The organism is Sphingomonas sp., assembly GCF_019635455.1.
In the GTDB taxonomy this organism is placed as follows: domain Bacteria; phylum Pseudomonadota; class Alphaproteobacteria; order Sphingomonadales; family Sphingomonadaceae; genus Sphingomonas.
Map to the genome: position 1 here is coordinate 1 of NZ_JAHBZJ010000001.1, position 23,747 is coordinate 23,747.

Sequence of the window (23,747 nt, forward strand, 5' to 3'; positions counted from 1 at the left end):
GCCAACGCCGCCAATCTAGCGAATTTCATCAAATACCTCCGAAGTGGAGCCGGAACCGGCCCGATGCCTGCGCCTGCACTTGCAGGTGCCATGGGACCGTGAGGGGCCGGCGGATTCTACGGAATGCGCGGTGCCGCCGTCACCCTTGGCGATCGCGCAAAGCCTTGGCGAGTTCAGCGCAAGTTTAGTGGCTTGCGCCATGGGGTGGAGACGACGGCGTGAGCGCAGGTAAGCAGCCGGGACTCTTGATTCGGGACTCGGAGCTGGGGACGGCGGGCAAGGAACGGGCTGGCACCTCGGCGACAAGTCGGCCCGAAAGGCACGACGCCGGGAGGCCTTGCGCGCCGGGCTTGACACATGGTCGCGAAGCCCGAGCCTTCACCTGCCTCGCGCCCTCGCGCCCTCGCGCCCTCGCGCACCGACCCCTGGCACGTTCCTTGTTTCTCCCCTGCTGCCCGAACAGGGTCAGACCCACAGGAGCAGACCACCATGGGCGTTTTTTCCCGCCTTTCCGACATCATCAATGCCAACCTGAACTCCTTGCTGGACAAGGCCGAGGATCCCGAGAAGATCGTCCGCCTGATGATCCAGGAGATGGAGGACACGCTGGTCGAGGTGCGTTCCGCCGCCGCCAAGGTGATCGCCGAGCGCAAGGAGCGCGAGCGTCAGCTGGGCGTGCTCGAGCAGGAGCAACTCGATTGGGAGTACAAGGCCGAGCTGGCGCTGAGCAAGGACCGCGAGGACCTGGCCAAGGCGGCGTTGATCGAGCGGCAGAAGGCGTTCGACATGTGCGACCAGCTGAACGCCGAGATTTCGGTGCTGGACGATGCGCTCCGCGCCTCGGAAGAGGATATCGCGAAGTTGCAGACCAAGCTGCGCGACGCCCGCGCCCGCCAGAACGCGATCATGACCCGGCTGGAAAGCGCCAACAACCGCGTCAAGCTGCGCGAAATGACCCACGGGTCAAAGGTCAATGACGCGTTCAGCCGCTTCGACCTGCTCGAACGTCGCGTCGATTTCGCCGAGGGCCGCGCCGACGCGCTGAGCCTGGGCGCGCCGAAGAAGACACTGGAGGAAGAGATCGCCGAACTCCAGTCGGCCGAGAAGGTCGATGCCGAGCTGGCCGCGCTCAAGGCGCGCATGAACAAGGGGGAATGAGATGCTGGATTTCTTTCTGCCCGTCGTCATCGTCGGCATGCTCTTCATCGGCATGCCCTGGGTCATCCTGCACTATGTCACAAAGTGGAAGCAGGCGAAAACGCTGACCGGCGAGGACGAGAATTTGCTGGACGAGCTGCACTACACGGCCCGCCGGCTTGAGGATCGCCTCCACACGATCGAACGGATCATCGCCGCCGACAATCCCGAGTTCCGCCTGCGCAGCCATGAAGCGCCCGCGCCGCGCGAACTTCCCGACTATGACCTTTCACGGAGGAACTGAAATGTCCGTCAGCCGCACGCAACTCTATCGCGACAAGGTCAACGGCAAATGGCTCGGCGTCTGTGAGGGGCTGGGCGAATATACCGGGGTCGACCCGCTGTGGATCCGCCTGGGTTTTCTTGCGCTGTTCGTCGCCACCTTCCCGATCATGTTCTTCGTCTATATCGGCCTGGCGATGGTGACCTCGCAAAAGCCGATCGGGCTTTACGAAACGGCCGAGGACGCGAAATTCTGGCAGGGCGTGCGCGCCAATCCGCGCCGCTCGACCCAGGAAGTCCGCAGCAAGCTGCGCGACATCGACCGCCGCATGGCCGACATCGAAACCTTCTACACGAGCCGCAACACGCAGCTCGCCGACGAGATCGAGCGCCTCCGCTAAGCGCGGCGCTCAACGGGGAGAACGAGAATGAATTGGGGTGGACCGGGTTTCGTCATCGCGATCATCGCGATCTCGACCTTCGGCTGGCTCGCATCGACCTGGATCCGCGCGAAGCACGGCTATCCGATCGAGAATGAATGGAGCGGCACCAGCAGCAAAGGCGATCCCCAGGCGGACCGCAGGATCGAACTGCTGACCAATGAAAACGAGCGGCTGACCGGGCAGATCGGCCGGCTGGAAGAGCGGATCGCGGTGCTGGAGCGCATCGCCACCGACCCGGCCGAACGCACCGCCCGCGATATCGACGCGCTGCGCTGACGAACGAGGACAGAATGGAAAAGCTGCAATTCTTCACCGCGCTGGCCCCCACGATCGCGATCGTCGGCGTGGCCGGGATGATCGGATGGATGTTCACCACCTGGCTGCGGATCAAGAACGGATATCCGCTCGACGGCGCCTGGGGCCAGGCGGTCTATCCGCAGAAGAACGAGGAACTGGTCGAGCGGATCAAGCTGATCAGCCAGGAAAATGCCCAGCTCCGCGCGGAACTGGGTTCGGTCAAGGACCGGCTGGCGAATGTCGAGCGGATCGTGACCGACGGCGCCCATGCGCTCGATCGCGAGATCGAATCGCTGCGGCTGACAAAGAACTAAAAGGGGGCGACGATGGAAAGGACCAGCCTGGTTCTCGGTTTCTTCATGATCGTGGTGGGGATCCCGGTCATCCTGGGCATCGGCAGCGACATGTTTCGACGCTGGCTGAAGCACAAGGAAAAGATGGCAGACGCGCTGAGCGCCCAGACCGCTGAAAAGGCCGCGCAATATGCGGCGCATACCGAGCGGCTGGAACAGCGGGTGCGGGTGCTGGAACGGATCGCCACCGACAAGGGGGTCGAACTGTCCGACGAGATCGAACGGCTGCGCGACGACCGGCCGGTGAACTGAACGAATTTGCGTAAGGAGTGAGTTGAAATGTTGATCGGGTTTTTCGCGGTACTGGGTGTGATCGGCGCAATCGGCGTCACGCTCACCGAAATGCGCGACCGTCCCGTCCGCCGTGCCGAGCGCGCGGCCCGCGAACAGGCCGCGAACTGACCGGCGGCCAACGCCGGCAATCGACAAGAGGCAGGAGACTGGAATGAACCCCTTCGAATTTGTCCTTGGCATCATCCTGATCGTGAGCATCGCGAGCATCGTCCGCGCCAAGATGGGCATCGGCCGCGACCGCCACGGCAACGAATATCGCCTGAACAGCGAAGCCAGCGATGCCGAAGCGCGGCGATTGCAGGAAGAGGTCCGGACGCTGAAGGATCGGATCGCCGTGCTGGAGCGCGTGATCACCGACAATCACAGCAGCAGCGATCTCGACCGGGAAATCGAGAAGCTGCGCGACAACCGTAACTGACCGGAAGCAGGCGCCCCGCGCCGCCAAACCGGAACGTCTGATGGAGGACGTGATGACCGATCCCAATTTCTACATGATCATGGCGAGCGCCGGCCTGGCCGGCCTGGGCATGGTGACGGCGGCGGGCCTGGCCGGATGGCGCGGCTGGCTGTCGCTCAAGCAACAGGAAATGCACCTGTTCCAGCAGGGCGAGACGCCCCAGGCGGCGGTCCCAAACGCCGGCGCCCGGATCGAGATCGCCGATCTGAAGGAACGGATCCGCAAGCTGGAAGCCATCGCGGCGGGGGTCGACCTCTAAATCGCCCCGCCCGACCGGCATTCGCGGACAGCGTCCGGAACGGCCGGCATGCGAAGCGGGACGCGGAGCGCCGGCCGCCCCCGGAAACCAGCGAAGCGCCCGGCCGGAAACGGGCCGGCGGCAAGGGGCCGGGGTGACGGGCCAGACGAAACCCGGTATCGGCGCGGGCGATGACCGATCCAGCACCCACCCTGTCCGAACTTCGCGACGAATATGAATTTCTCGACGCCGACGATCGCTACCGCCTGCTGATCGATCTCGGCCGCGCGCTGGAGCCGATGCCCGACGCGCTCAAGACCGACGCGACGCTGGTGCGCGGATGTTCGGCGGCGGTGTGGGTCTATCCCGCGGGAAGCGATGGCGACACGCTCCATTTCCTGGCCGACAGCAACGCCGCGATCACCAAGGGGATCATCGCGCTGGTACTGCGGACGGTGCAGGACCGCACGCCCGCCGACATCCTGGCGACCGATATCGAGGGCGCGCTCGCCCCGTTCGACCTGCGCAACCAGCTCAGCTCCAACCGCACACAGGGCATTCCGAACATGATCGCCCTGATCCGCGCGACCGCGGAGCGATATGCCGCATGAAACGCGAGGAAGGGCGCATCTATCGCGCGATCTGGCGATGGCATTTCTATGCCGGGCTTGTCGTCCTGCCGTTCATCCTGTTGCTCGCGCTGACCGGCAGCATCTTTCTGTTCAAGCCCCAGCTTGACGCATGGCAGGAACGCGGCTGGCGGGACCTTCCGGTCGCCGGCGCGGTGTCTCCGGACAGGCAGCGCGATGCGGCGCTGGCCGCGGTTCCGGGGGCGACCTTTCACCATTATCGCATCCCGCAGGCGCCGGGCGACGCGGCGGTCGTTCACGTCGGGCTGCCCGATGGCGCGATGCGCGATATCGCGGTTTCGCCGCAGGGACGGGTGATCGCGATCGACGATCCCGAAGCCCGCATCGCCGCAACGGTTCAGCGGCTGCACGGATCGCTGCTGATCGGCCTTCCCGGCGATCTGCTGGTCGAAACCGCCGCCTGCTGGGCGATCCTGCTGATCGTTTCCGGCCTGTATCTATGGTGGCCGCGGGGGCGTGGTCTCGCGGGGACTTTCTGGCCCCGGCTATCGCGCGGTGGTCGCGTCTTCTGGCGTGACCTGCATGCGGTTACCGGTTTCTGGGTATCCGGCCTGGCGCTGGTGCTTCTGGTATCGGGCCTTCCCTGGACCGATGGCTGGGCCACCGCCTTTCGCGCGGTCCGCGCGGAACTCGGCTGGATCCAGGGACCCCAGCAGTGGAAGGGCGGCATCGACCTGCATTCAGAGCACGATCATGGCGCGATGATGCGGCGGCAGGCCGCGCGGGCAAGCGATGGCAAGAGCCTGACCCAGATGGTCGCGATCGCACGCGGCGAAAGCATGCCCGCCCCCGCGATCCTGGCGCCGCCCCATGCGCCGACACGGTTCGGACCGCCCAACGGAAACGTCTGGACGTTGACCAGCGAAACCCAGAATCGTCCGCTGGCGCGATCGGTGAGCTATGATCCGCTTACGGGCCGGGAAATCGCGCGCAGCGGTTTCGCCGACAAACATCCGATCGACCGGATCATCGGCTATGGCATCGCCTGGCACGAAGGGCAGCTGTTCGGATGGGTCAATCAGCTGGTCGGCGTATTGACGGCGCTCGCCCTGATGGCGCTGGCGATCAGCGGCGTGGTGATGTGGTGGCGGCGGCGACCGGGCGGCTCTCTCGGCGCCCCGCCACGCCCGGATGCCGTAAAGCTGCGGGTCGTGGCCGCGATCACGATCCTGCTCGCGGCACTGCTGCCGATGCTGGCGCTGTCGCTGGTCGCGCTGTTCGCGATCGACCGGCTGTTGCTGCCGCTATGGCCGTTTGCGCAGCACTGGCTCGATCGCGCGCACCGCTCCTGACCCTCGTCTCAATCGAGGCCCAGCGTCTTGGCGACCGCGTCCAGGTCCGTTCCAGCAGGGATCAGCAGCCATTCGCGGCTCGCGGCGCCGTCGATCACCGTCACCGCGCCGCGCGGGCAAATGCCCAGGCATTTGACATCGACGATGCCGACGCGCGCCTTGCGCCCCTTCTTCACGCCCAGATGCTTGCGCAGCGCCTTGCCCAGCGGCTGATTGCCCTTTGGCCCGAAGCCGCCGTCCAGCCGCCGGGAGCATTTCGCGCAGACGAGAATGGCGCTGCGCCAGTTGGCGGCGACGCGTGGCTTCAATCCGGTCGCCACTGCCGGCGCTCCTCGGCGGCGCGCAGCACCTCATAGGCCGCCTGGATCGCCTGAAAGCGCTTCGCGGCCTCTGCGTCGCCGGGCCGGATGTCGGGGTGATTTTCCTTGGCCAGCCGGCGCCAGGCGGCGCGCACCGCTTCGAACACCGCATCGGGATCGAGCTCCAGCACCTCCAGCGCGCGCATCTCGTCCCGCGAACGACTGCCGTCGCCCGGTCCGGCCCAGGCATTGTGCCTGCTTTCGGCATAGCCGTCGGCGGTGCGGCGTTCCTCTGCCTCGCGCTTGGCGGCCTCTTCGGCGGTCAGTCCTTCGAAGTAATTCCAGTTGCGGTTATATTCACCGGCGTGGGTTTCGCAGAAATACCAGCGCTCCGGGCTGTTCGGCGATTTGGGCGCGGGACGATCGCCGGGCGCGTCGCACCCCTCGCGATCGCACAGCCGCACCTTCACCGCCTCGCGCTCCGACCCATAGGGTCGCCAGCGGGGGAAGCCCCAGTCCATCGATCGGGTCGAACGCGCCATAGCCCCGCCAGATAGGGGCGCAAACGCGCGAGCGCCAGCCCGTACCGGCGTTTCCCCGCCCAGCTTGACGCCCCGCCCGCACACCGATAAAGGCCCGCTTCCCGCTCGCACGGCCCCTTCGTCTAGCGGTCTAGGACGTCGCCCTCTCACGGCGAAAACACGGGTTCGAGTCCCGTAGGGGTCACCAGCCGGTTAGAAGACGCGCAGGTTTGCGCCGATTTTCAGCACGGTTGGACAAGTCCGGGGTGCGCGGGTTAGACAAAATCAGGGTTCGTGGTCGGTCGAATAGCGCGCGTCGATGCGCGTCACGATGCCGTCGGCAGGATGCTCCTGCTCGACCGCCTCCGTTTAGGCGCGGGCCGCCCCGTCCTTCCTGCCGTCCAATGCCTTCATCTCGGCATCAATCGTCCAGTTCTGCGCCATCCGGCGCCCGATGGGCTTCGCCCCCGTGCGCGCGGTTTCGACGTTGGAGCGGCCCTGAAGGCGTCGCAGCGATCCGATCCGCTGTTCGATTTCGGCCGGATCGCGGCGTTCAGGCGCAAGCCCGCGGACCGCGATGCCGATCTCGCCACATCGCGCCATTGATCGACTCGGCGCGCCGCACAGGCGGCAAGTGCCGCTTCACGTCGGCGAGAATCCGCTTCGGACGATGCAGCGAAAGCCGATATGGCTGGTCGATGTATCGATCGCCTGGCCCTGACGCGCGGCAGGGCGATAACGCTGGCAATAATTTTCGGCACACAGGTGCGACCCGCCCTTGATGACGCGTCGGGCGACTTTCATGCCGGGCATGCAAGGATCGAAGCTCTCCGCCCTGCGGCCGCCGCGGGGATTGTCGATCACGCAGCAGGCGCCGGGCTTTTTCTTGTCCGCCGCCCTGGGCTGCGCATACCAATCGCACGTCCACTCCCAGACATTGCCGATCAGGTCGTGCAATCCATAATCGTTGGCCGCATAGCTGCGCACAGGCGATGTCCGCTCCCACCCGTCGGTCATCAGGTTGGCGAAGGGAAACATGCCCTGCCAGTAATTGGCCATCATCGCGCCGCCGGGCGCCAGGTCGTCGCCCCAGGCATATTCGCGCCCGTCATGCCCGCCGCGCGCGGCATATTCCCACTCCGCCTCGCTGGGCAGTGCCTTGCCGGCCCATTCGGCATAGGCGAGCGCGTCGGGGTGGCCGACATGCACCACCGGATGATCGTCCAGGCCGGTCAGGTCACTGCCCGGCCCCAGCGGGTGCCGCCAGTCGGCACCGAGGGTGAAAGACCACCATTGCGAGAAGTCGTCCAATGTGACCGGCCGGTCCGTCCGCCGGAACACCAGCGATCCCGGCTGGGCCAGCGCCGGATCCATCCCGGGGTAATCACGCGGGTCCGGCGCGATTTCGGCGACGGTCACATATCCCGTCGCCTCCACGAATTCGGCGAACTGCCGATTGGTGACGGGCGTTTCGTCCATCCAGAACCCATCGACCCGAACGCGGCGCAGCGGTCGTTCTTCGGGGTAGAATTTCTCCGACCCCATCGTGAAGCTGCCGCCAGGCACGAAGATCATTCCCGGACGCGGCGGCATATCGTCGGGCAGCATCACGGCATCCTCCAGAACATTCCCGGAACCGCCTGAACCTACCGAACCCGTCATCTCAGCGCCTCTTAATCTGCTGGTCGATCGCACCGAACAACGCCCGGCCGTCAAGTCCGCGCGCCAGCATAGCGATCCGGTCGCCGAACGCCATGAACGGCGTTTCCGGTTTACCGCCGGCGATCATCTCGATCGCCCGCACCTCGGAGATACAGCTTGACCCCACGCGGGCATAATCGGCGTTGGATACGGTTCCCGACCCAATGATCGTTCCCGCCACCAGATCGCGCGTCAACGCCGCGTGCGCCACCAACTCATGAAAGCCGAACGCCATCTCGCGCCCATTGGCGGCACCGAACCGCCTGCCGTTCCAGTCGATTTCCAGGTCCAGGCAGACCCGCCCGTCGCGCCACCCGTCGCCCAATTCCTCCGGCGTCACCGCGAACGGCGCCATCGAACAGGCGGGCTTGGCCTGCACCCATCCGAATCCGGTCTTCATCTCGACCGGGGCGATGGCGCGCAACGACCAGTCGTTGATCTGCACGATCAGCCTGATATGCGCCATCGCGCGCTCCGCGTCGGTCCCCATCGGCACGGCATCGACGATCACGCCGAATTCGCCCTCGAAATCGATGCCATGCTCGGTGGACGGGAACGGCACATCATCATTGGGTCCGTAAAAACGGTCGGAAAGCCCCTGATACATCAACGGCCGATCGGCATTGATGGGATCAAGGCCGAAGGCGATCTGCATCAAGTCGCCATGGGTGGAAAAGGCGGAACCGTCGAGCCATTGCCAGCTGCGCGGCAGCGGCGCCGCAATCCGGACCGGGTCGATCGCTTCGCCCTCGCCCGCCGCCAGCCGCGCATCGACCGCGCGCAGCAAGGGCTGGACCGCCTCCCATCGCCCGATCGCGTCGAGCAGGTCAGGAACCTCGGCACCCGCCGGCAAGGCCCGCGCGCCGTCGCTCGAAACCAGCATCAGCCGCCCGTCGGGCGAACCGTCCTTGAATGTCGCAAGTCGCAAATGCTCAGTCCTCGAAAATGGCGACGGCGCGGGTCCAGCCGGCGCTCGCCCCCTTGATCTTGTGGGGGAAGCAACTGACGGTGAACCCGTCGCCGGGCAGCGCTTCCAGATTGTGGAGCTTTTCCAGGTGGCAATAGCCGATATCCCGGCCCGCCTTGTGTCCTTCCCAGATCAGGGAGGTGTCGCCGCTTTCCTTCACCTTTTCCGCCGTATAGCTGAACGGCGCGTCCCAGCTCCAGGCGTCGGTCCCGGTCACGCGGATGCCCCGGCTGGTGAGGTACATGGTCGCCTCATAGCCCATGCCGCATCCGATATTGACGAAATTCGGATCGCCCAGCGCCTTGCCCGCCGCCGTATTGACCAACACGATCTCCAGCGGCTGAAGCGTATGCCCGATGCGATTCAGCTCATCCTCGACATCCTGCGCCGTCACGACATAGCCGTCCGGGAAATGGCGGAAATCGAGCTTTACGCCCGGCTGGAAACACCATTCCAGCGGCACCTCGTCGATCGTAATCGCCCGCGCACCGCCATCCATGGTGGGGTGATAGTGGTAGGGCGCATCGAGGTGCGTTCCATTGTGGGTGGTCAGCGTCACCCACTCGGCGGCGGCAAAGCCGGCACCGTCCGGCGTGTCCTCCGCCGTCACGCCGGGGAAGAAATGCTGAAGCTCCGCCACCGTCTCGCCATGAGTTTGATAGGTGATCTTGGGCCGCAGGAACGGCGGGTCGGTAACGACTTCATTTTCGAGCAGGATCGACAGATCGACGAAGTGACGGGCCATGATCAGCCTCCGGTTTCAGGACAGCGGCACGGCCAGACCGCGCCCGGAAAGTTCGGCAAAGGCGGCGTCTTCCCGCACCAGCGCGCGCCGGACCGACGGCCGGTCGGACATGCGCTCATAATGCGCGGCAATGGCCGGGTACTCGGCGGCCGCAAAACCCGCGCCGGTGATGCGGAACCACACCCAGAACAGATAGGCGTCGAGCACCGACCAGCGATCGCCCAGCAGCCAGGGTGCCTCGGCCAGCGCCTGTTCGAGCGGTGCCAGGTGAAAGCGGATCGCCTCACCCGCCATCGCCCGGACACGTTCCGGCGCGCCCGGCAGATCGCACATGAACTGCGGCATGCGGATACGAGTGACCAGCGGGTGAACATCGGCGGAGAACCAGCTCAACCGCCCCAGCAACTGGGCATCGGCAATCGCATCGCCGCCAAGGGGCAACAGACCCGCCTGCGGAAAGCGACGTGCCAGCCAGGCCAGGATGACGGGGTTTTGGGTCAGCGGCTGCCCATCGACCATCAGGGTCGGCACCTTGCCCGCCGGATTGCGCGCCAGAAATTCGGGTCGCCGGTGCTCGCCTGCCATGAAGGCGACCAGTCGGGCCTCAAAGGGGACGCCGATCTCCTCCAGAGCGATCATCGTCACGCCCGAACAGGCCCCCGGCGCGAAGTACAGGACCAGATCGGGTGTCGGCCGATCGCCGCTCATCCGATGTTCCACAGGCCGCATTTGTTGACATTATCGACCACCGGATAGGGCGGACTGCCGCGCCCGGGCTTGTCGGCCTGCGGGTTCCTGTACAGCAGCGGCTGGCTCTGCTTTTCGAGCAGCTCGGGCAAGCGTGCGGAAAGCGCCGTCATGACCTTGGCATAGCGGGGATCGTCCGCCAGGTTGCGCCGTTCACCGGGATCGGCGTCCAGATCGTAGAGTTCACGTCCCCGCGTCCCCTTCAACCATTCGGAATAGCGCCATTTGCCCAGCCGGATGCTGCGCGCGCCGTAAATCTGGGAAAAGGCCGGGTGGTCCCAGGACGCCGCATCCGGGTCCTTCAAAAGCGGCATCAGGCTGTTTCCCTGGTTGCGGGCATAGTGCGGCAGACCGGCCAGCTGGGTCAGCGTCGGATAGAGGTCAACCATCTCGACCGTCTTGGTCGATGCGCGCCCGGCATCGCGCATGCCGGGAACGCGAATGATCAGTGGCACGCGCGTCGCCTGGTCCCACAACAGATTCTTCGCCCACATGCCGTGTTCGCCCAGCAGAAAGCCGTGATCCCCGGTAAACACGATGATGGTGCTGTCGGCCTTGCCCGACTTTTCCAGCGCATCCAGTACGCGCCCGACCTGCGCATCCATGAAGGTGACCGACGCCTTGTAGGCCGCGATCATCTGGCGTTGCTGCGCGCCCGTCATGCCCAGATTGGCGACATCGCTGTTGCGCGATACCGGCAGCGTCGCGTCAAAGGCGGCGGGGCTGTCTTCGGCCGTCTCTCCGTCAGGCGGATAGAGGTCGAAATAGGCCTTCGGCGCCACCTCCGGCACATGCGGGCGATAGAAGCCCGCGACCATGAAGAAGGGCGTATCGTCCTGGCGCTGAAGCGCCTCCACCACCGCATCGGCAACCTTGCCGTCGGTCTGGTCCCGGTCACCGGCCTCGCTGGGCAGATACGCCATGGCCCGGCCCAGCCCGACGCCCGGGGTCAGCCGGATGATCCGCTTTTCGGTATCGGGCAGGTGATCGTGGCCGGACGGATTGACGGTTTCGGTCCATGATGCCGGATCGTCCGGCCCGGCAGTGCCGATATCGCTGGGAACGCCCTGATGATAGGCCTTGCCCACCCGGATCGAACGATAACCGGCATTTTTGAAATATTGCGGCAAGGTCACGATATCCGGCGCCGCGCAACGGAACTTCTCGAAATTCGCGTCCGGGCCGATCGTGTTGGGGCGAAGCCCGGTCAGGAAAGACGCCCGGCTGGCGCCGCAAATCGGGAATTGCGCATAGGCATTGGTAAAGCGCACCCCCATCGCCGCCAGCCGGTCCAGGTTGGGCGTCTTAACCTGGGCGCCATAGGCCCCGATCAGCGGGCGGAAATCGTCCGCGATGATGAACAGGACATTGGCGCGCGGCTTGACCAGCGAACCAGCATGCGGCGGCGGCGCAGCACCCGCCGAAACGGCATCGCCAGCTTGGCCGCTGCCACACCCGCTCAGCGCCGTCAGCGCGATAACGGGCAATGCCAACGCCGCCATTCCGAGCCTGTGCCTCATTCGATATCCTCTCATCGCCGGCGGGGCATGCCGGAGGTATTTCAGGCGAGCTGCCCGCCCAGTGTTTCCGCGAACCAGTCGGAAATCAGGTCGCGACCATAGGCCATATTGTCCGCGCCGACATGCTCGACCCCGCCCTCGCGGTCGGTGAAGATCACCTTTTCCCGGCGCGGCGAATTGACCAGCTGATCGTAAAGATCGTCGGCATAGGCCGGGCTGATCTGGCGATCGTTCGCGCCATGGGTGACGAGAAACGGCACCTTGATCCGGTCCATATGGCCGTTGAGGTTCATGTCCGTCGATTTGGCCAGGAAATCCTCCTGATCCTTGGCGCCGAACGCCCAATGGACATGCGCCCAGTAATGCGGAACCGGATTCTCGCCCTCGCGCGCCATCCGCTTGTCCTGCACCTCGCGCCAATTGTGGTTCGCGCCCCATACCGCGCCGCTGCCGAAGCGCGGTTCATAGGCGACGGCACGCGGGGCGAAATGCCCGCCCAGCGAAATGCCGGTCATGCCGATCCGCGCAGGGTCCACCTCGGGTTGCTGTTCCAGCCAGTCCACCGCCTTGCTTGCCCAGCTTTCGCTGTGCGGATCGACGGGCAGCCCCTGAAGCCGAAGCGCCTCGCCCGATCCCGGCTGATCGACGCACAGGGTGGAAATTCCCCGCCGCGCCAGCTCATGCGGAAGGCGCGTCCAGTAAAGCAGCTCCTTGCAGCTATCCAGGCCGTTGCAGAACACCACCACCGGCCTCCGCCCCTCGCCCGGCGCGCGGGTGAACAGGGCGGGCATGGTGCCGGTGTCGAGCGGAATCTCGACCCGCTCGCGATTGAGCTTGCCCAGCACGGTCGAACGATCGAAGGCCTCACGCGCCTTCGCAAAGGTTTCCTTGCGCCCCGGCGCGCCATGCCCCTGCATCCGTTCGGCCGTGAACAGATAGAGCGCGGCACGCTCCAGCTTGTTGGAGGCGGAAAAGGCGCGCCCCTTTCCCTCATCCTCGGCGGCGAGTTCGAGCAGCTTGGCGCCCATCGCCGCCCAGGCCTTCATGAACTGGGGCGTGCCGGCATCGGCGCCGCTGGCGGCGGCATCCTTGATCGGCTGGCACATATCGACGATTTCGCCGATCTGCCCGCCGCTCTCCATCGCAATCGCGACGGAGAGGTTCCAGATATAATTGGGAAAGGGTTCGTACAACGCCACCGGTCACAGCTCCGCGGGCTGAAACAGACAGGGGTCCGCCGCAGGGTGCGGCATGGTCTGCGGCCCGCCGACGCCAATCCCCCACTGATCCATCACCTGCGGCCCGGGTACATGTACCTTGTCGACATGGCCCTCGAAATCCACCTCTTCCAGCTCGGACGTATATTCGACGGTGAAGCCGCCGGGTGTCACGAAATAGCTGAAGGTGTTGTTGCCGGCCGTGTGTCGCCCCGGCCCCCATTGGATGTCGGTGCCGCGTTTGCGCAGCCGGCTGGCGCCGCGCATCATGTCATCGACGGTCAGCATGTCATAGGCGACATGGTTGAGGCAGGGCGGCCCGGGCAGGATGGCGATGCGATGATGCGCCGAATTGCAGCGCAGGAAGCACATGAAGTCGCCCAGCCAGTCGCTGACCCTGAAGCCCAGCACATCGGTAAAGAACTTCACGAGCGCCCGATGGTCCGGCGAATGCAGCACGATATGGCTGATCTTGACCGGCATACCTTCCCACCGCTCCATGGCCCGCATGTCGAGCCGCTGGACATCGCTCGAAATCTCGAACGGCAGTCCGTCGGGCGAGAAGAAGCGAAAACCATAGCCGCCGCCCGGCGCGGTCAGTTCGCGCGCCGCGTGAATGATGCGGCATCCGGCCTCCGTAACCTGCCGTTGCAGCGCATCGACATCGGCACGGCTGTCCGCGGCGAGCGCAATCACTTCAACGTGGTTGGTATCGGATTTGTGCAGGCGGACGACATGATGTTCGTCATGGCCATGGGTTTTCAGCCATGCGGTGGAATCGTCGGCGGCAACTTCCACCAGGCCCCAGTCGTCGGTGTAGAATTTGCGTTCGGCATCAAAGTCCCGGACGCCATAACCAACATAGCGAATTTCGACGATACGGCTCATCTTGATCCTCTCAAATCGGCTCTGCGACCACCGCGAACATCGCGGCGGTGGCCTTGTGGTTATCGACCGCCGGCCCCTTGCCGAGCTGGCCGTGGCAAATGGCCAGGCTGGATTCGACGATGTAGCGGCAACGCTCGAACCGGCGCGCGCGATAGGCGGTCAGCGCTTCTTCGATCCCGCCATGGGCGCTCAACTCGTCGGCCAGAACGATGCTGTCCTCGACCGCCATGCCCGCGCCCTGCCCCAGATGGGGGGTCGTGGCGTGAACCGCATCGCCCAGCAGCACCACCCGGCCCTTGTGCCAGTCGCCATAGACCATCAGGCCTTCCAGCGGGCGATAGACCACCGCGTCATCATCCGTGATCTGTTCCGCCAGCGCGCGGATTGGCGGCGCGGTATTGGCGAGCTTTGCGCGCATCGTCGCCGCGATGCCCTGTTTCTCGTAAAAGGGATTGTCCGGCTCCGGCGTGGTCGCGAACATGTACATCAGCGCATCGCTGATCGGCACCAGGCCGACCCCGATCGGGCCGTTATACACCTGCAACGCATCCATGCCTTCGGGACGCGGAAAATTATAGCGCCACACCGACTGGCCGGTGAATTCCGGCCTGGGCGCATCGGGCAGGATCATCCGGCGGATCTGCGAATAGACCCCGTCGGCACCGACCACCAGGTCGAACCGGCCGTCGGAACCGTCCGAAAAGCCGACGGACACGCCCGCGCCGTCATCGTCGAGCGTCTCGACCGTCACGCCCAGGCGGATTTCCGCGCCCAGCGCCTTCGCGCTGTCACCCAGCACCCGTTGCAGCGCGCGACGCGAAATGCCGACATTGGCCGGCTTTCCCTCGACCAGGCTGGGCGCCGGCACGCGCGCCACCCTGGTGCCGTCGGGAATGAAGATTTCCACCGCATCGAAACCGCTGGCGGCGTCAAGAAAGGCGTCCAGCACACCCAGCTGATCCATCGCCCGCACGACATTCGCCTGCTGAATGATGCCGACGCCATAGACGGACCATTGCGGGTCCTTCTCGATCACCGTGACATGGTGGCCCTTGCGGCACAGTGCGATGGCCGCCGTCAGGCCGCCGATCCCGGCGCCCACCACCAGCACGCTCAGCCCGTTCATGCCGTCACCTCATTGTCATCGCGTTCGAGAATGCGGTTACACATCGCCTGATGCCGTGCGACCTGATCGAAGGCGTCGGCCACGCAATAGGCATGTCCTTCCCACTCGCTGGCCATCGATCCGTTGAAGCCGCCGTCGCGGAAAAGGGGCAGGATCGTTTCATAGTCGATCGCCTCTTCACGGCCGTCGTCGCCGACGCCGTAGAATTTCCCGTGGATATGGATGGTGCGATCGACCAGCGCGGCCCAGCTTTTCGGGTCTTCGTTCGACAGGATGAAGAAGGGCAGCGAAACGATCTGGATGTGCGCCGGATCATAACCGCCGCGCAGCGCATATTCCCGCAACCGCCCGACCCGCTCCGGCGGCGGCCCCTTTTCCGGCCAGATCGCCAGCAACAGATCGATCAGCCCTTCGGGAACGCCCCGCTCCCGCGCCGCATTCAACAGGCTGGCCGGCAACCGCTCCGCAGTGCCGCCAAAGTCGGGAATCCAGCCCAGCGCAGGCGAATCCAGCTCGTCGTAAACCTCGCGATAGGCGATCACCATCGGATGGTCGGCATAGGCCGGGGCATGCACCTCCAGCCCCATCTTCAGCCCCAGATCCTCCGCAAATGGCGCGAGTTCGCGGACAATGTGCGGCGGGGTGGAGAATTGGTAGCGTACCAGGGGAAAGCCCAGCTTCACCGCCGCGCGCATCTGGCGCTTGTGATAGTCGATCAGCGCCGCGTCACTGATCGGCTGGCCGGGCTTGAGGAACCGGTCGGAATTAATCGCCAGCGAGGTGGGCTGCAACGCCAGCTCGCCGACCAGCGCCTTGAAACGCTCGACAAAAGCGTCATCGACATCGGGAAAGCTGCGGATGCTCTGGAACCCCACCACTTCGACGCCTGGGCCAAGCCCGCGCTTCGCGATTTCACGCAACAGCCCCTCAAAGGAGAAGCGCCCGGTCAGATATTCGTTGGTGAACGCGTAGAGCGTCGCGCCCGTCTTTGGCCCGGTGGTCATGCCGCCATCCTTTCATGCACGACCAGCGCCTCCGACTGCGGGTTGGCGCGCTTCATGCCCGGAATATAGGGCGGGAAGATGCTGATGGTCAGCGCGACGACATGGCTCTCGCCAACATCAAGCTGAGGATGGGAAATGGCCAGGAAAGCCTCGTCGAGGACGAACCAGAACCGATTGGTCTGATCCGCGAGTTCCGCCAGCGTCCAGCGGTCTCCTCCGTATAGAAACGTGATGGCTTCAGGATCCACCGGATCGCCGTCGATCGACAGCGCTTCGACGAACACGGTGGAGAGCGGCAGCGAGCGATACCAGGGCAGACGAACACCGAGTCGGATTTCGCCATCGACACGGACAAGGCCGCTCTGCCCGATCACCGTTTCCGCAGGCAGAATCGCGATCGGCCGCCCATTTTCCGGTTTCTCGGTCAAACCTCTCTCCATGCAGCTTTTCGGTCGTTCGCCGAAACTGAATTAAAACCGTCGTTCTAATTAATGGCGCAGGCATGGCGGGTCAAGACCGTCCATCCGTATTTGTTGCCGGCGATGGCGCCATGGCCAGCCAGCACGCCCGCTACGCCTGGCCGTGAAGCACGGCCTTGACACCGGACCTCAGCGCGACGATAGCTAATCAGAATAACTGTTCTAATTAATGCCCGTTTGGGAGGGGAAATGGAAAGCAACGGCGAAGAGACCGGACGGCGCGCAGGATTCGCGCAGGGAATGACTGTGGTCATTGCCGCCTTCCTGCCCATTCTCGCGATCATCTCCCTGTTCCCGGCCGTACCGGCGATGATCGACCATTTTTCCAGCGATCCGGCGGCGCAGTGGAAGGTGCCGTCCATGGTCACCGCGCCTGGCCTGACCATCGCCATCATTTCCCTGTTCGCCGGTATGCTGGTTGACCGGTTCGGGCGGCGCAAGTTGCTGTTGGTGGCCACTTTCTTCTACGGCATTTTCGGCGTGGCGCCGTTCTTTCTGGAATCGCTCAACGCCGTTTACGGCTCGCGCCTGCTGCTCGGCCTGTCGGAAGCGGCGATCCTGACCACGCTGAACACGCTGATCGCAGACTATTGGGACGAGCGCGGCCGGCGCACCTGGTTGACGGTGCAGGGCATGGCCGGCCCGGCCCTGTCCTCGGTCGTGCTGTTCTTCGCCGGAACGCTGGTGGAATGGCGCTGGAACGCCATCTTCCTCATCTATCTGGTCGCATTCCCGATTTTCGTGGCGATGTGGCGATGGATGTTCGAACCGAAGAGCGACGCCACCGCGCGCCGGATGCTCGGCATCGGTGAGGAAGGGATTACGGCGTCAGGCTTTCCCTGGCCGGTCATGTTCGGCATCGGCGCCGTGACGCTGTTTTCGTCCTTCCTCTACTATGTCTTCATCATCAATGGCGGCCTGGTCTGGAAGGAACTGGGCGTCAGCAATCCGGAACAGATCGGCCAGATCACCGCCCTGCCCAGCCTGTTCATTCTCGCCGGAGCGATCCTGTTCTGGCTTCTCGGCAGATGGGGTGTCGGTTCACGCGGGATGATCGTGACCTTCCTTGCCATTCTGGGCGCCGGGCTGACGATCATCGGACTGGCGCAGGACTGGCGCGGCATGATCCTGGGCATGACCATTCAACAGACCGGCGCCGGCATGGCGATCCCGGTGCTGATCGCCTGGGCGTCAAAGCTGCTACCGTTCGATCATCGCGGAAAGGGAATGGGCGTATGGACCGCCTGTTTCTTCTTCGGTCAGTTTTCCTCGCCCCTGCTGGTCGGTCTGATCCGCGGCATGGTCGGCTCCATGCAGGGGGCCTTCGTGGTCGCAGGCATCATCGCGGTCGCCGGTGCCGGCATCGCCTGGCTCGTGTTGAGCCTGGTTCGTGAAACGAAGAGCGAGGCTGCCTGACATGACCTCCAAAATCCGCCGCGGCGTCAGCCTCTACAGTTTTCAGGAGGAAATGTTTCTCGGCCAGATGAACGTCGAGGATTGCATCGCCTTCGCAGCGTCAATCGGCGCGAACGGCATCGAAATTCTGCCCGAACAGAATATGCCGGACTTTCCGAATATCGGCGATGCCGAAATCGATCGCTGGCATGCCATGCTGAACCGGCACGGCGCGCATTTCACCTGCTACGACATGTTCCTGGACACCAAGCTGCGCAAGGACCGGCTGATGTCCGACGCGGAACAGATCGCCAGCATCCGCCGCGATCTTGCGCTGTGCAACCGGCTGGGCATTCGCAACATGCGCATCCTGATCTTCGTGCGGCCGGACATCCTGGAAGCCTGCGTCCCCTTCGCCGAAGAGCTGGACGTGCATATGGGCGTGGAGGTCCATGCCCCCTGGTATCTGGACCATGCCTGGATCCTGCGCACCATCGAGGTCGCGGACCGGCTAGGCACGAAACATCTGGGTATCCTGCCCGATATGGGCATCTTCATGAAACACTATCCCCCCGAATTCCGGGCGCGTTTCGAACGGGAGGGCGCGCGGCCGGAAATCGCCCAGTTCATCGTCGATCAGCACGAACAGAAGATCATGTGCGAATACACGATCTACGAAGTCGCGGTGGCGATGAAGGGCAACCCGGCCGAGGTGCGCATGGCCGAAACGCTGCGCCACGCACCCTATGCCAATCCCAGGCGGATCGCGGACTTCGCCCCCTATTTCCGGCACATTCAGGCCAAGTTCTACGGCATGACAGAGGATTGTCGCGACCCCTCGCTCGCCTATGACGAAGTGATCCCCCAGCTCGTGAAGGCGGGCTGGGAAGGCACCTTGTCGAGCGAATATGAAGGCAATCGCTGGATTCAGGATGTCGAGGAAGTGGACAGCCGCGAACAGGTGCGCCGTCAGCATGTGATGTTCGAGCGCCTGATCGCCCAGGCGGAAGCACAGGGAGAAGGTGCGTGAAGAGGATGGTGTCAGCCTTCTTCGCGCCGCTCGCCCTGCTGACAGCCATCCCGGCCCTGGCTCAAGGCCCGCGACCGTCGCTTGAAACCATTTCACCGCCGGTCCGGACCGGTGTCATCGCCCTGCCGGTGGCAGCGGGCGTGCCGGACCGGGAGGTCTGGTACAAAAACCACGATCGCATCGACGTTCGGAATGTGACCCGCCCGACGCTGGAGCCGTTTCTGCCGGAAAAGCCGGTCACGACATCGGCCGTGATCGTGGCGCCGGGCGGCGGCTTTCTGGGCCTCTCCATGGAAAATGAAGGCTGGAACGTCGCGAAATGGCTACAGGCCAACGGCATTCCCGCCTTCGTCCTGAAATACCGCGTCGTTCCGACCCCCGCGCCCCAGGCGGAATTCGCCGACAAGATGGCGCGCGCCATGCGCGGGGAAGCGGTGGACATGGCGCCGCCTGCGGACACACCGGCGCAGGCGCTGGCCGACGCCCAGGCCGCCATGCGTTATCTTCAGGCGAACGCCGCCAGATACCGGATCGACGCGCAGCATATCGGCTTCATGGGGTTTTCGGCGGGCGGCTTTCTCGCCCGTTCGCTGGTCGAGGCCGGCGGCGAGACGATGCCGGCCTTTGTGGCGCCCATCTATCCCAAGATGGGGCCGATGAAGGTGCCTGCCGACGCACCGCCGATGTTCGTCGCGGTCGCGGCCGACGACATGCTGCTCAATCGGGAAAGGGGCTTCCCGCTGATCGAGGATTATCGCACGGCCGGACGATCGGTCGAATTCCACCTGTTCGCCAGCGGTCGGCACGGCTTCGGCGCCGGCCGGCCAGGCACGCCGACCGAAAACTGGCTCGACCTGTTCATGCGCTGGCTTCGGACGCAAAATCTGCTTGGGACCGTGAACTGATGTTCGACCAATATACCATCGACCCCGCAACGCTGCGGAATATCGGCCCGGATGACGCGCCGACCGGCTTCGCCTTTGAAAGCAAGCTCGGCTATTATCGCGGGCTGACGCTTTCCATGCTCGAAGAGCTGACGGTGGCGATCGACGGCACCGAGCTTCCGCGCGAAGCCGTGACCTTTGACGAGGGCAAGGGGCCGATCACCCTGGACCAGATGGAAACCGCCTATGACCGGCGCTGGCCGTTCGGACAGCCCGCGACGATTGCCGTCGCCTATCCCGGCGGCTTTCCGAAGGGCGAGCATCGGCTCAGCCTGCGCCAGCGGCTGCGCGTCAGCTACATGCCCTTCCCGTCGATCCGCTTCACCGAAAAGCATGTGAGCCTGTGATGAAACACCTGATCCTGCCGTTCGCGCTGCTGGGCGCGCTGCTTTCGCCGCCCGTATCGGCCCAGGACAAGCCCGCCGCGCCGCTCGACGCGCATTGGGTGACGCTCGGCACCAGCGGCGGTCCGTCGGTCCAGATCGAACGCGCACAGATTTCCAATGCATTGGTGGTCGGCGACGCCATTTACGTCTTCGATGCCGGCAACGATGTGCAGCGCCAGATGGCCAAGGCCGGACTGGCCGAGCGCAACGTGAAGGCGGTGTTCCTGTCGCACCACCATCTCGATCACAATGCCGATCTGGGACCGATCATCGTCACCCACTGGCTGTTCGGGCGCGGCGTACTGCCCGTTTACGGACCTGACGGCACGAAAACGCTGGTCCAGGGGCTGGTGGCGGCCAATGCGCCGACCGTGCTGGCCTCGTTCCCGACCATCGGCCCGGCCAAACCGGCGCTGGGCGACACGGTGTCGGCGACCGATCTGGCGCGCGACATGACCGATCCGGTGCCGATCTATCAGGACGAGCGCATCAAGGTGACGGCGATCACCGTCAATCACTACGAATTGCCCCCCTCGGTTCCGATGGCCGCGCTGCCGCAGGCGGTCGCCTATCGGGTCGAAGCGGGCGGCAAGTCCTGGGTCTTTTCCGGCGACACCGGCCCTTCCGCGGGCCTGGAAAAGCTTGCCAAGGGCGCCGACACGCTGATCGTTGAGGTCGTCGATCTCGATGCGATCGGCCAGACATTGTCGCGTGTCCCGGGCATGCCGGATGCGGTGCGCCAGAATCTGGTCACCGGCATGGCGGTCAATCACCTGCCGGCGATCGAGATCGGCAAGCTGGCCAAGCGCGCAGGCGTCGGCCGGGTCGTGCTGACGCATTTCGTGCCGTCGCCCGAGGCGATCGACAATCCCATGCGGATCGTCGAGGCTATCCACCGCAACTATAACGGCCCGGTAACGATGGCGAGCGACCTGGAGCGTTTCTGAACGTAATCCGGCGTCGCCTGCCGGCGGGCGCGAGTCAGAGCGCGCCCTGCCGCATCAACCCCACCGCATGCTCGCAGGCGCGGATCGTCAGCGCCATATAGGTCAGCGACGGGTTCTGGCACGCGGACGAGCTCATCTGCGCGCCATCCGTGACGAACAGGTTGGACACGTCGTGCGCGCGGCTCCAGCGGTCCAGCACGGACGTCTTCGGGTCCCACCCCATGCGCGCGCCGCCCATTTCATGGATGGCGGTGCCGCCCGGCCCCGGCTGGTCAAAGCCGAACAGCACCTGCCCGCCCGCCGCTTCCATCATCTTCGCGGCTTCCGCCTTGGCATCGGCCAGCGCGGCCCGCTCTTCGGCGCCGTGCGCGAACGCGACCTCCAGCTGGGGGATACCGTGCGGATCGGTCTTGGTCCGGCTGAGCGTGAGGCGATTGCGGGCGCGCGGCATGCTTTCGGCGAAGCAGACCAGCACCATCTCCCACATGCCCGGCTGACGCAGCGTTTTCTTGTAGTCCGCGCCGACGCCCGCCATGCGCTTGCCGCGCGTCCATGTACCCTGCAACGCGCCGCCCTGAAACGAATAGCCGCGGGTGAAGCCCGCCCCGTCCATCGTGTCGAGATTGCGAAACCGCGGAATGACGATGCCGGTCGGCCGGTTGCCGAAGCTGGTCCGGTCCTGAAAGCCCGGAACGATCGCCGCCGCCGACAGGGTATTGGCGTGATCCATGATATGCGTACCCAGCACGCCGCTGGAATTGGCCAGGCCGTTCGGCATCGCCTCGTTCGCGGAATTGAGCAGCAGCTGCACCGAATTGAACGCCCCGGCATTCAGGAACACCATCCGCGCCGTGGCCCGCGTGCGCGTGCCGCGCAGCCGGTCGATCCAGCGCACGCCGGTCACGCGCCCGGTGACCGGATCATGCTCGACCTTTTCGACCACCGCGTCGGTGACGAGGGTGAGCCGTCCCGTCTTTCGCGCGGCGGGCAAGGTGCTCGACTGGGTGGAGAAATAGGCGCCGTAGGAACAGCCACGCCCACAGATGTTGCGATTTTGGCAGGGGCTGCGCCCCTCCTTCGCCTGGGTCAGGTTGGCGGTGCGTCCGATGGTGATGATCCGGTCCGGCCAGCGCGCGGCGATCCGCTCCCGGCACGCGGCCTCGACGACATTCAGCGCCATTGCCGGCTGGAAACGGCCGTCGGGCAGTTGCGCCAACCCCTCGGCCGCGCCGGACACGCCGACAAACTCCTCGGCCATGTCGTAATAGGGCGCCAGGTCGGCATAACGGACCGGCCAGTCGGTCCCGAAACCGTCCCGCTTGTTCGCGCCGAAATCATAGTCCGACCAGCGATAGCATTGCCGACCCCAGGTCAGCGAACGCCCGCCGAGCTGATAGCTGCGAAACCAGGTGAACTGGGTATCCGGCGTGGTGGCATAGGGGTTTTCCAGGTCGTTGACGAAATGATCCTGGGTAAATTCGGTGAAATGCCGGTTCAGCCGCTGAACCGCATATTCCCGCGCATACAACTCGGCATCGCCCACACCGCGAAACGGCATGTCCCATGGCGCCTTGGTCTCGTTCTCATAATCGGTTTGATGCTCGATGGAGCGCCCGCGCTCCAGCATCAGCACCTTCAGCCCGGCCTCGGTCAGCTGCTTCGCCGCCCAGCCGCCGGTGATGCCGGAACCGACCACGATGGCATCGAACATGGGTGTTTCCGCCATCAACCGAACTCCACCGCAGTCCAGTCGCTCGACCAGGCGCGGTCGCCGGGCGCCAGCGGCAGGTCGGGATCGAAGCGTCCCGGCACCAGTTCGTAACGCAACTCGGTCGCCCCCCCTGTTTCCGAAGTATAATAGCCGGTCAGGATCAGCCCCTTGAGCGCGACCCAGGGCGAAGGCACCGGCGGGGGCGGTCCTTGCGGAAACGCCTCTGCATCCAGCGCGGCCAGGATCTCTGCCCGCCGGGCCGGCGACTTTGAAAGCCAGTCGCCATTGGCGCGGCGATCCAGCACCGCCTCCAGCCAGGCGAGATAGCGCAGCGTGCCGTCCCGGCGCAGGACCTGCGAACCGCCGGAAGTGACGATCCCGCCGGCTGCCGGTTCGCGTGTACCGTTCAGCCCGTGCGCCAGCGCCAGAACGATAAAATCGCCCACACCGACCTCGCCCGCGCCGGGCGTATCGGTTCGCGGAATCACATGTTGCGCTGCCGCCGCGATCATCTGGCGCTGGCGCTCGCTCGGCCGGTCCTCGGCCGCCAGTTCGGTCAGTCGAACGGTCGCCAGCGGCACCCCGACGACCAGCGCGAACAGCGCCGCTCCGGCCAGGACATCACGGCGCTGTGCGGATACCTCACTCACCGCCCTCTCCCCTTGCCGGCCCTCGCT

31 protein-coding genes and 1 tRNA gene are annotated in these 23,747 nt (G+C 65.0%); 18 read left to right on the forward strand and 14 right to left on the reverse strand.

What is annotated here, in order from left to right; genetic code table 11:
• Window positions 1–489: 489 nt before the first annotated feature.
• From pspA to KF783_RS00055, 11 genes are all read left to right on the forward strand, one after another.
• Complete coding sequence (gene pspA, locus KF783_RS00005; RefSeq protein WP_294075839.1) at window positions 490–1,158, forward strand: phage shock protein PspA; 669 nt, start codon at window positions 490–492, stop codon at window positions 1,156–1,158.
• Between the two features lies 1 nt (window position 1,159).
• A complete protein-coding gene (gene pspB / locus KF783_RS00010) occupies window positions 1,160–1,441 on the forward strand; it encodes an envelope stress response membrane protein PspB (protein ID WP_294075840.1) in 282 nt (93 codons plus the stop codon).
• A 1-nt stretch (window position 1,442) separates the two neighbouring features.
• Window positions 1,443–1,820 carry an envelope stress response membrane protein PspC gene (gene pspC / locus KF783_RS00015; protein WP_294075841.1) on the forward strand — a complete coding sequence of 126 codons (378 nt, stop codon included), beginning with the start codon at window positions 1,443–1,445 and terminating at the stop codon, window positions 1,818–1,820.
• A 27-nt stretch (window positions 1,821–1,847) separates the two neighbouring features.
• Entirely contained in the window at window positions 1,848–2,138 is a 291-nt protein-coding gene (locus KF783_RS00020) for a hypothetical protein (protein ID WP_294075842.1), read from the forward strand.
• A gap of 77 nt (window positions 2,139–2,215) precedes the next feature.
• Entirely contained in the window at window positions 2,216–2,473 is a 258-nt protein-coding gene (locus KF783_RS00025; RefSeq protein ID WP_294076331.1) for a hypothetical protein, read from the forward strand.
• A gap of 12 nt (window positions 2,474–2,485) precedes the next feature.
• Window positions 2,486–2,764 (forward strand): hypothetical protein, encoded by a 279-nt coding sequence (locus KF783_RS00030; RefSeq protein WP_294075843.1) that lies wholly within the window; start codon window positions 2,486–2,488, stop codon window positions 2,762–2,764.
• 27 nt (window positions 2,765–2,791) lie between these two features.
• The gene (locus KF783_RS00035) at window positions 2,792–2,914 is read left to right on the forward strand and encodes a hypothetical protein (protein ID WP_294075844.1); all 123 of its coding nucleotides are present in this window, start codon (window positions 2,792–2,794) and stop codon (window positions 2,912–2,914) included.
• A gap of 43 nt (window positions 2,915–2,957) precedes the next feature.
• Window positions 2,958–3,224, forward strand: coding sequence for a hypothetical protein (locus KF783_RS00040; RefSeq protein ID WP_294075845.1), 267 nt, complete (start codon window positions 2,958–2,960; stop codon window positions 3,222–3,224).
• Between the two features lie 52 nt (window positions 3,225–3,276).
• The gene (locus KF783_RS00045) at window positions 3,277–3,522 is read left to right on the forward strand and encodes a hypothetical protein (RefSeq protein WP_294075846.1); all 246 of its coding nucleotides are present in this window, start codon (window positions 3,277–3,279) and stop codon (window positions 3,520–3,522) included.
• Window positions 3,523–3,692: 170 nt separating this feature from the next.
• Window positions 3,693–4,112 (forward strand): SufE family protein, encoded by a 420-nt coding sequence (locus KF783_RS00050; RefSeq protein ID WP_294075847.1) that lies wholly within the window; start codon window positions 3,693–3,695, stop codon window positions 4,110–4,112.
• Window positions 4,109–5,443 (forward strand): PepSY domain-containing protein, encoded by a 1,335-nt coding sequence (locus tag KF783_RS00055; protein WP_294075848.1) that lies wholly within the window; start codon window positions 4,109–4,111, stop codon window positions 5,441–5,443. The genes KF783_RS00050 and KF783_RS00055 overlap by 4 nt, the downstream gene beginning before the upstream one ends.
• A gap of 8 nt (window positions 5,444–5,451) precedes the next feature.
• On the opposite strand, the gene KF783_RS00060 is transcribed toward KF783_RS00055, so the two are convergent.
• Both KF783_RS00060 and KF783_RS00065 read right to left on the reverse strand, forming a co-directional pair.
• Window positions 5,452–5,763: a (2Fe-2S) ferredoxin domain-containing protein gene (locus tag KF783_RS00060; protein WP_294075849.1), complete on the reverse strand. Its 312-nt coding sequence runs from the start codon at window positions 5,761–5,763 to the stop codon at window positions 5,452–5,454.
• Window positions 5,748–6,284 (reverse strand): J domain-containing protein, encoded by a 537-nt coding sequence (locus tag KF783_RS00065; RefSeq protein WP_294075850.1) that lies wholly within the window; start codon window positions 6,282–6,284, stop codon window positions 5,748–5,750. Before KF783_RS00065 ends, KF783_RS00060 begins: the two co-directional genes overlap by 16 nt.
• A gap of 111 nt (window positions 6,285–6,395) precedes the next feature.
• On the opposite strand from KF783_RS00065, the gene KF783_RS00070 reads away from it, so the two are divergent.
• A tRNA-Glu gene (locus tag KF783_RS00070) sits at window positions 6,396–6,471 on the forward strand.
• Window positions 6,472–6,608: 137 nt separating this feature from the next.
• Window positions 6,609–6,869, forward strand: a complete 261-nt coding sequence (locus tag KF783_RS00075; protein ID WP_294075851.1) for a hypothetical protein — start codon at window positions 6,609–6,611, stop codon at window positions 6,867–6,869.
• A 36-nt stretch (window positions 6,870–6,905) separates the two neighbouring features.
• Here the strand turns inward: KF783_RS00075 and KF783_RS00080 are convergent, their stop codons facing one another.
• The 10 genes from KF783_RS00080 to KF783_RS00125 form a co-directional block, all read right to left on the reverse strand.
• Window positions 6,906–7,838, reverse strand: a complete 933-nt coding sequence (locus KF783_RS00080) for a formylglycine-generating enzyme family protein (RefSeq protein ID WP_294076332.1) — start codon at window positions 7,836–7,838, stop codon at window positions 6,906–6,908.
• 88 nt (window positions 7,839–7,926) lie between these two features.
• Window positions 7,927–8,892 carry a fumarylacetoacetate hydrolase family protein gene (locus KF783_RS00085; protein ID WP_294075852.1) on the reverse strand — a complete coding sequence of 322 codons (966 nt, stop codon included), beginning with the start codon at window positions 8,890–8,892 and terminating at the stop codon, window positions 7,927–7,929.
• 4 nt (window positions 8,893–8,896) lie between these two features.
• A complete protein-coding gene (locus KF783_RS00090; protein ID WP_294075853.1) occupies window positions 8,897–9,676 on the reverse strand; it encodes a cyclase family protein in 780 nt (259 codons plus the stop codon).
• Between the two features lie 15 nt (window positions 9,677–9,691).
• Entirely contained in the window at window positions 9,692–10,384 is a 693-nt protein-coding gene (locus KF783_RS00095; protein WP_294075854.1) for a glutathione S-transferase family protein, read from the reverse strand.
• Window positions 10,381–11,943 (reverse strand): sulfatase, encoded by a 1,563-nt coding sequence (locus KF783_RS00100; RefSeq protein ID WP_294075855.1) that lies wholly within the window; start codon window positions 11,941–11,943, stop codon window positions 10,381–10,383. The genes KF783_RS00095 and KF783_RS00100 overlap by 4 nt, the downstream gene beginning before the upstream one ends.
• A 41-nt stretch (window positions 11,944–11,984) precedes the next feature.
• Window positions 11,985–13,142 (reverse strand): alpha/beta fold hydrolase, encoded by a 1,158-nt coding sequence (locus KF783_RS00105; RefSeq protein ID WP_294075856.1) that lies wholly within the window; start codon window positions 13,140–13,142, stop codon window positions 11,985–11,987.
• Window positions 13,143–13,145: 3 nt separating this feature from the next.
• Window positions 13,146–14,048, reverse strand: coding sequence for a VOC family protein (locus KF783_RS00110; RefSeq protein ID WP_294075857.1), 903 nt, complete (start codon window positions 14,046–14,048; stop codon window positions 13,146–13,148).
• 10 nt (window positions 14,049–14,058) lie between these two features.
• Window positions 14,059–15,174, reverse strand: coding sequence for an FAD-dependent oxidoreductase (locus tag KF783_RS00115; RefSeq protein WP_294075858.1), 1,116 nt, complete (start codon window positions 15,172–15,174; stop codon window positions 14,059–14,061).
• Entirely contained in the window at window positions 15,171–16,178 is a 1,008-nt protein-coding gene (locus KF783_RS00120; RefSeq protein WP_294075859.1) for a sugar phosphate isomerase/epimerase, read from the reverse strand. Before KF783_RS00120 ends, KF783_RS00115 begins: the two co-directional genes overlap by 4 nt.
• Window positions 16,175–16,606: a DUF6379 domain-containing protein gene (locus KF783_RS00125; protein ID WP_294075860.1), complete on the reverse strand. Its 432-nt coding sequence runs from the start codon at window positions 16,604–16,606 to the stop codon at window positions 16,175–16,177. Before KF783_RS00125 ends, KF783_RS00120 begins: the two co-directional genes overlap by 4 nt.
• A gap of 291 nt (window positions 16,607–16,897) precedes the next feature.
• On the opposite strand from KF783_RS00125, the gene KF783_RS00130 reads away from it, so the two are divergent.
• From KF783_RS00130 to KF783_RS00150, 5 genes are read left to right on the forward strand one after another with little or no spacing between them, the layout of a single operon-like run.
• Window positions 16,898–18,073: an MFS transporter gene (locus KF783_RS00130; RefSeq protein ID WP_294075861.1), complete on the forward strand. Its 1,176-nt coding sequence runs from the start codon at window positions 16,898–16,900 to the stop codon at window positions 18,071–18,073.
• A 1-nt stretch (window position 18,074) separates the two neighbouring features.
• On the forward strand, window positions 18,075–19,082 hold the full coding sequence (locus KF783_RS00135; RefSeq protein WP_294075862.1) for a TIM barrel protein: 1,008 nt from the start codon (window positions 18,075–18,077) through the stop codon (window positions 19,080–19,082).
• A gap of 5 nt (window positions 19,083–19,087) precedes the next feature.
• A complete protein-coding gene (locus tag KF783_RS00140) occupies window positions 19,088–19,987 on the forward strand; it encodes an alpha/beta hydrolase (protein ID WP_294076333.1) in 900 nt (299 codons plus the stop codon).
• Window positions 19,987–20,373, forward strand: coding sequence for a DUF6379 domain-containing protein (locus KF783_RS00145; protein ID WP_294075863.1), 387 nt, complete (start codon window positions 19,987–19,989; stop codon window positions 20,371–20,373). The genes KF783_RS00140 and KF783_RS00145 overlap by 1 nt, the downstream gene beginning before the upstream one ends.
• Window positions 20,373–21,359 (forward strand): MBL fold metallo-hydrolase, encoded by a 987-nt coding sequence (locus tag KF783_RS00150; protein WP_294075864.1) that lies wholly within the window; start codon window positions 20,373–20,375, stop codon window positions 21,357–21,359. The genes KF783_RS00145 and KF783_RS00150 overlap by 1 nt, the downstream gene beginning before the upstream one ends.
• Before the next feature lie 34 nt (window positions 21,360–21,393).
• Here KF783_RS00150 and KF783_RS00155 read toward each other — a convergent pair whose 3' ends face one another.
• A complete protein-coding gene (locus KF783_RS00155; RefSeq protein ID WP_294075865.1) occupies window positions 21,394–23,085 on the reverse strand; it encodes a GMC family oxidoreductase in 1,692 nt (563 codons plus the stop codon).
• Complete coding sequence (locus KF783_RS00160; protein WP_294075866.1) at window positions 23,085–23,720, reverse strand: gluconate 2-dehydrogenase subunit 3 family protein; 636 nt, start codon at window positions 23,718–23,720, stop codon at window positions 23,085–23,087. Before KF783_RS00160 ends, KF783_RS00155 begins: the two co-directional genes overlap by 1 nt.
• Window positions 23,721–23,747: the final 27 nt, after the last annotated feature.

Excerpts from the sequence above, each read along its gene's own strand:
- pspA (WP_294075839.1), top strand. The coding sequence starts at position 490 with ATGGGCGTTTTTTCCCGCCTTTCCGACATCATCAATGCCAACCTGAAC.
- pspB (WP_294075840.1), top strand. The coding sequence starts at position 1,160 with ATGCTGGATTTCTTTCTGCCCGTCGTCATCGTCGGCATGCTCTTCATC.
- pspC (WP_294075841.1), top strand. The coding sequence starts at position 1,443 with ATGTCCGTCAGCCGCACGCAACTCTATCGCGACAAGGTCAACGGCAAA.
- KF783_RS00020 (WP_294075842.1), top strand. The coding sequence starts at position 1,848 with ATGAATTGGGGTGGACCGGGTTTCGTCATCGCGATCATCGCGATCTCG.
- KF783_RS00025 (WP_294076331.1), top strand. The coding sequence starts at position 2,216 with ATGATCGGATGGATGTTCACCACCTGGCTGCGGATCAAGAACGGATAT.
- KF783_RS00030 (WP_294075843.1), top strand. The coding sequence starts at position 2,486 with ATGGAAAGGACCAGCCTGGTTCTCGGTTTCTTCATGATCGTGGTGGGG.
- KF783_RS00035 (WP_294075844.1), top strand. The coding sequence starts at position 2,792 with ATGTTGATCGGGTTTTTCGCGGTACTGGGTGTGATCGGCGCAATCGGC.
- KF783_RS00040 (WP_294075845.1), top strand. The coding sequence starts at position 2,958 with ATGAACCCCTTCGAATTTGTCCTTGGCATCATCCTGATCGTGAGCATC.
- KF783_RS00045 (WP_294075846.1), top strand. The coding sequence starts at position 3,277 with ATGACCGATCCCAATTTCTACATGATCATGGCGAGCGCCGGCCTGGCC.
- KF783_RS00050 (WP_294075847.1), top strand. The coding sequence starts at position 3,693 with ATGACCGATCCAGCACCCACCCTGTCCGAACTTCGCGACGAATATGAA.
- KF783_RS00055 (WP_294075848.1), top strand. The coding sequence starts at position 4,109 with ATGAAACGCGAGGAAGGGCGCATCTATCGCGCGATCTGGCGATGGCAT.
- KF783_RS00065 (WP_294075850.1), bottom strand. The coding sequence starts at position 6,284 with ATGGCGCGTTCGACCCGATCGATGGACTGGGGCTTCCCCCGCTGGCGA.
- KF783_RS00075 (WP_294075851.1), top strand. The coding sequence starts at position 6,609 with ATGCTCCTGCTCGACCGCCTCCGTTTAGGCGCGGGCCGCCCCGTCCTT.
- KF783_RS00080 (WP_294076332.1), bottom strand. The coding sequence starts at position 7,838 with ATGATCTTCGTGCCTGGCGGCAGCTTCACGATGGGGTCGGAGAAATTC.
- KF783_RS00090 (WP_294075853.1), bottom strand. The coding sequence starts at position 9,676 with ATGGCCCGTCACTTCGTCGATCTGTCGATCCTGCTCGAAAATGAAGTC.
- KF783_RS00095 (WP_294075854.1), bottom strand. The coding sequence starts at position 10,384 with ATGAGCGGCGATCGGCCGACACCCGATCTGGTCCTGTACTTCGCGCCG.
- KF783_RS00100 (WP_294075855.1), bottom strand. The coding sequence starts at position 11,943 with ATGAGGCACAGGCTCGGAATGGCGGCGTTGGCATTGCCCGTTATCGCG.
- KF783_RS00110 (WP_294075857.1), bottom strand. The coding sequence starts at position 14,048 with ATGAGCCGTATCGTCGAAATTCGCTATGTTGGTTATGGCGTCCGGGAC.
- KF783_RS00115 (WP_294075858.1), bottom strand. The coding sequence starts at position 15,174 with ATGAACGGGCTGAGCGTGCTGGTGGTGGGCGCCGGGATCGGCGGCCTG.
- KF783_RS00120 (WP_294075859.1), bottom strand. The coding sequence starts at position 16,178 with ATGACCACCGGGCCAAAGACGGGCGCGACGCTCTACGCGTTCACCAAC.
- KF783_RS00130 (WP_294075861.1), top strand. The coding sequence starts at position 16,898 with ATGACTGTGGTCATTGCCGCCTTCCTGCCCATTCTCGCGATCATCTCC.
- KF783_RS00135 (WP_294075862.1), top strand. The coding sequence starts at position 18,075 with ATGACCTCCAAAATCCGCCGCGGCGTCAGCCTCTACAGTTTTCAGGAG.
- KF783_RS00140 (WP_294076333.1), top strand. The coding sequence starts at position 19,088 with ATGGTGTCAGCCTTCTTCGCGCCGCTCGCCCTGCTGACAGCCATCCCG.
- KF783_RS00145 (WP_294075863.1), top strand. The coding sequence starts at position 19,987 with ATGTTCGACCAATATACCATCGACCCCGCAACGCTGCGGAATATCGGC.
- KF783_RS00150 (WP_294075864.1), top strand. The coding sequence starts at position 20,373 with ATGAAACACCTGATCCTGCCGTTCGCGCTGCTGGGCGCGCTGCTTTCG.
- KF783_RS00155 (WP_294075865.1), bottom strand. The coding sequence starts at position 23,085 with ATGGCGGAAACACCCATGTTCGATGCCATCGTGGTCGGTTCCGGCATC.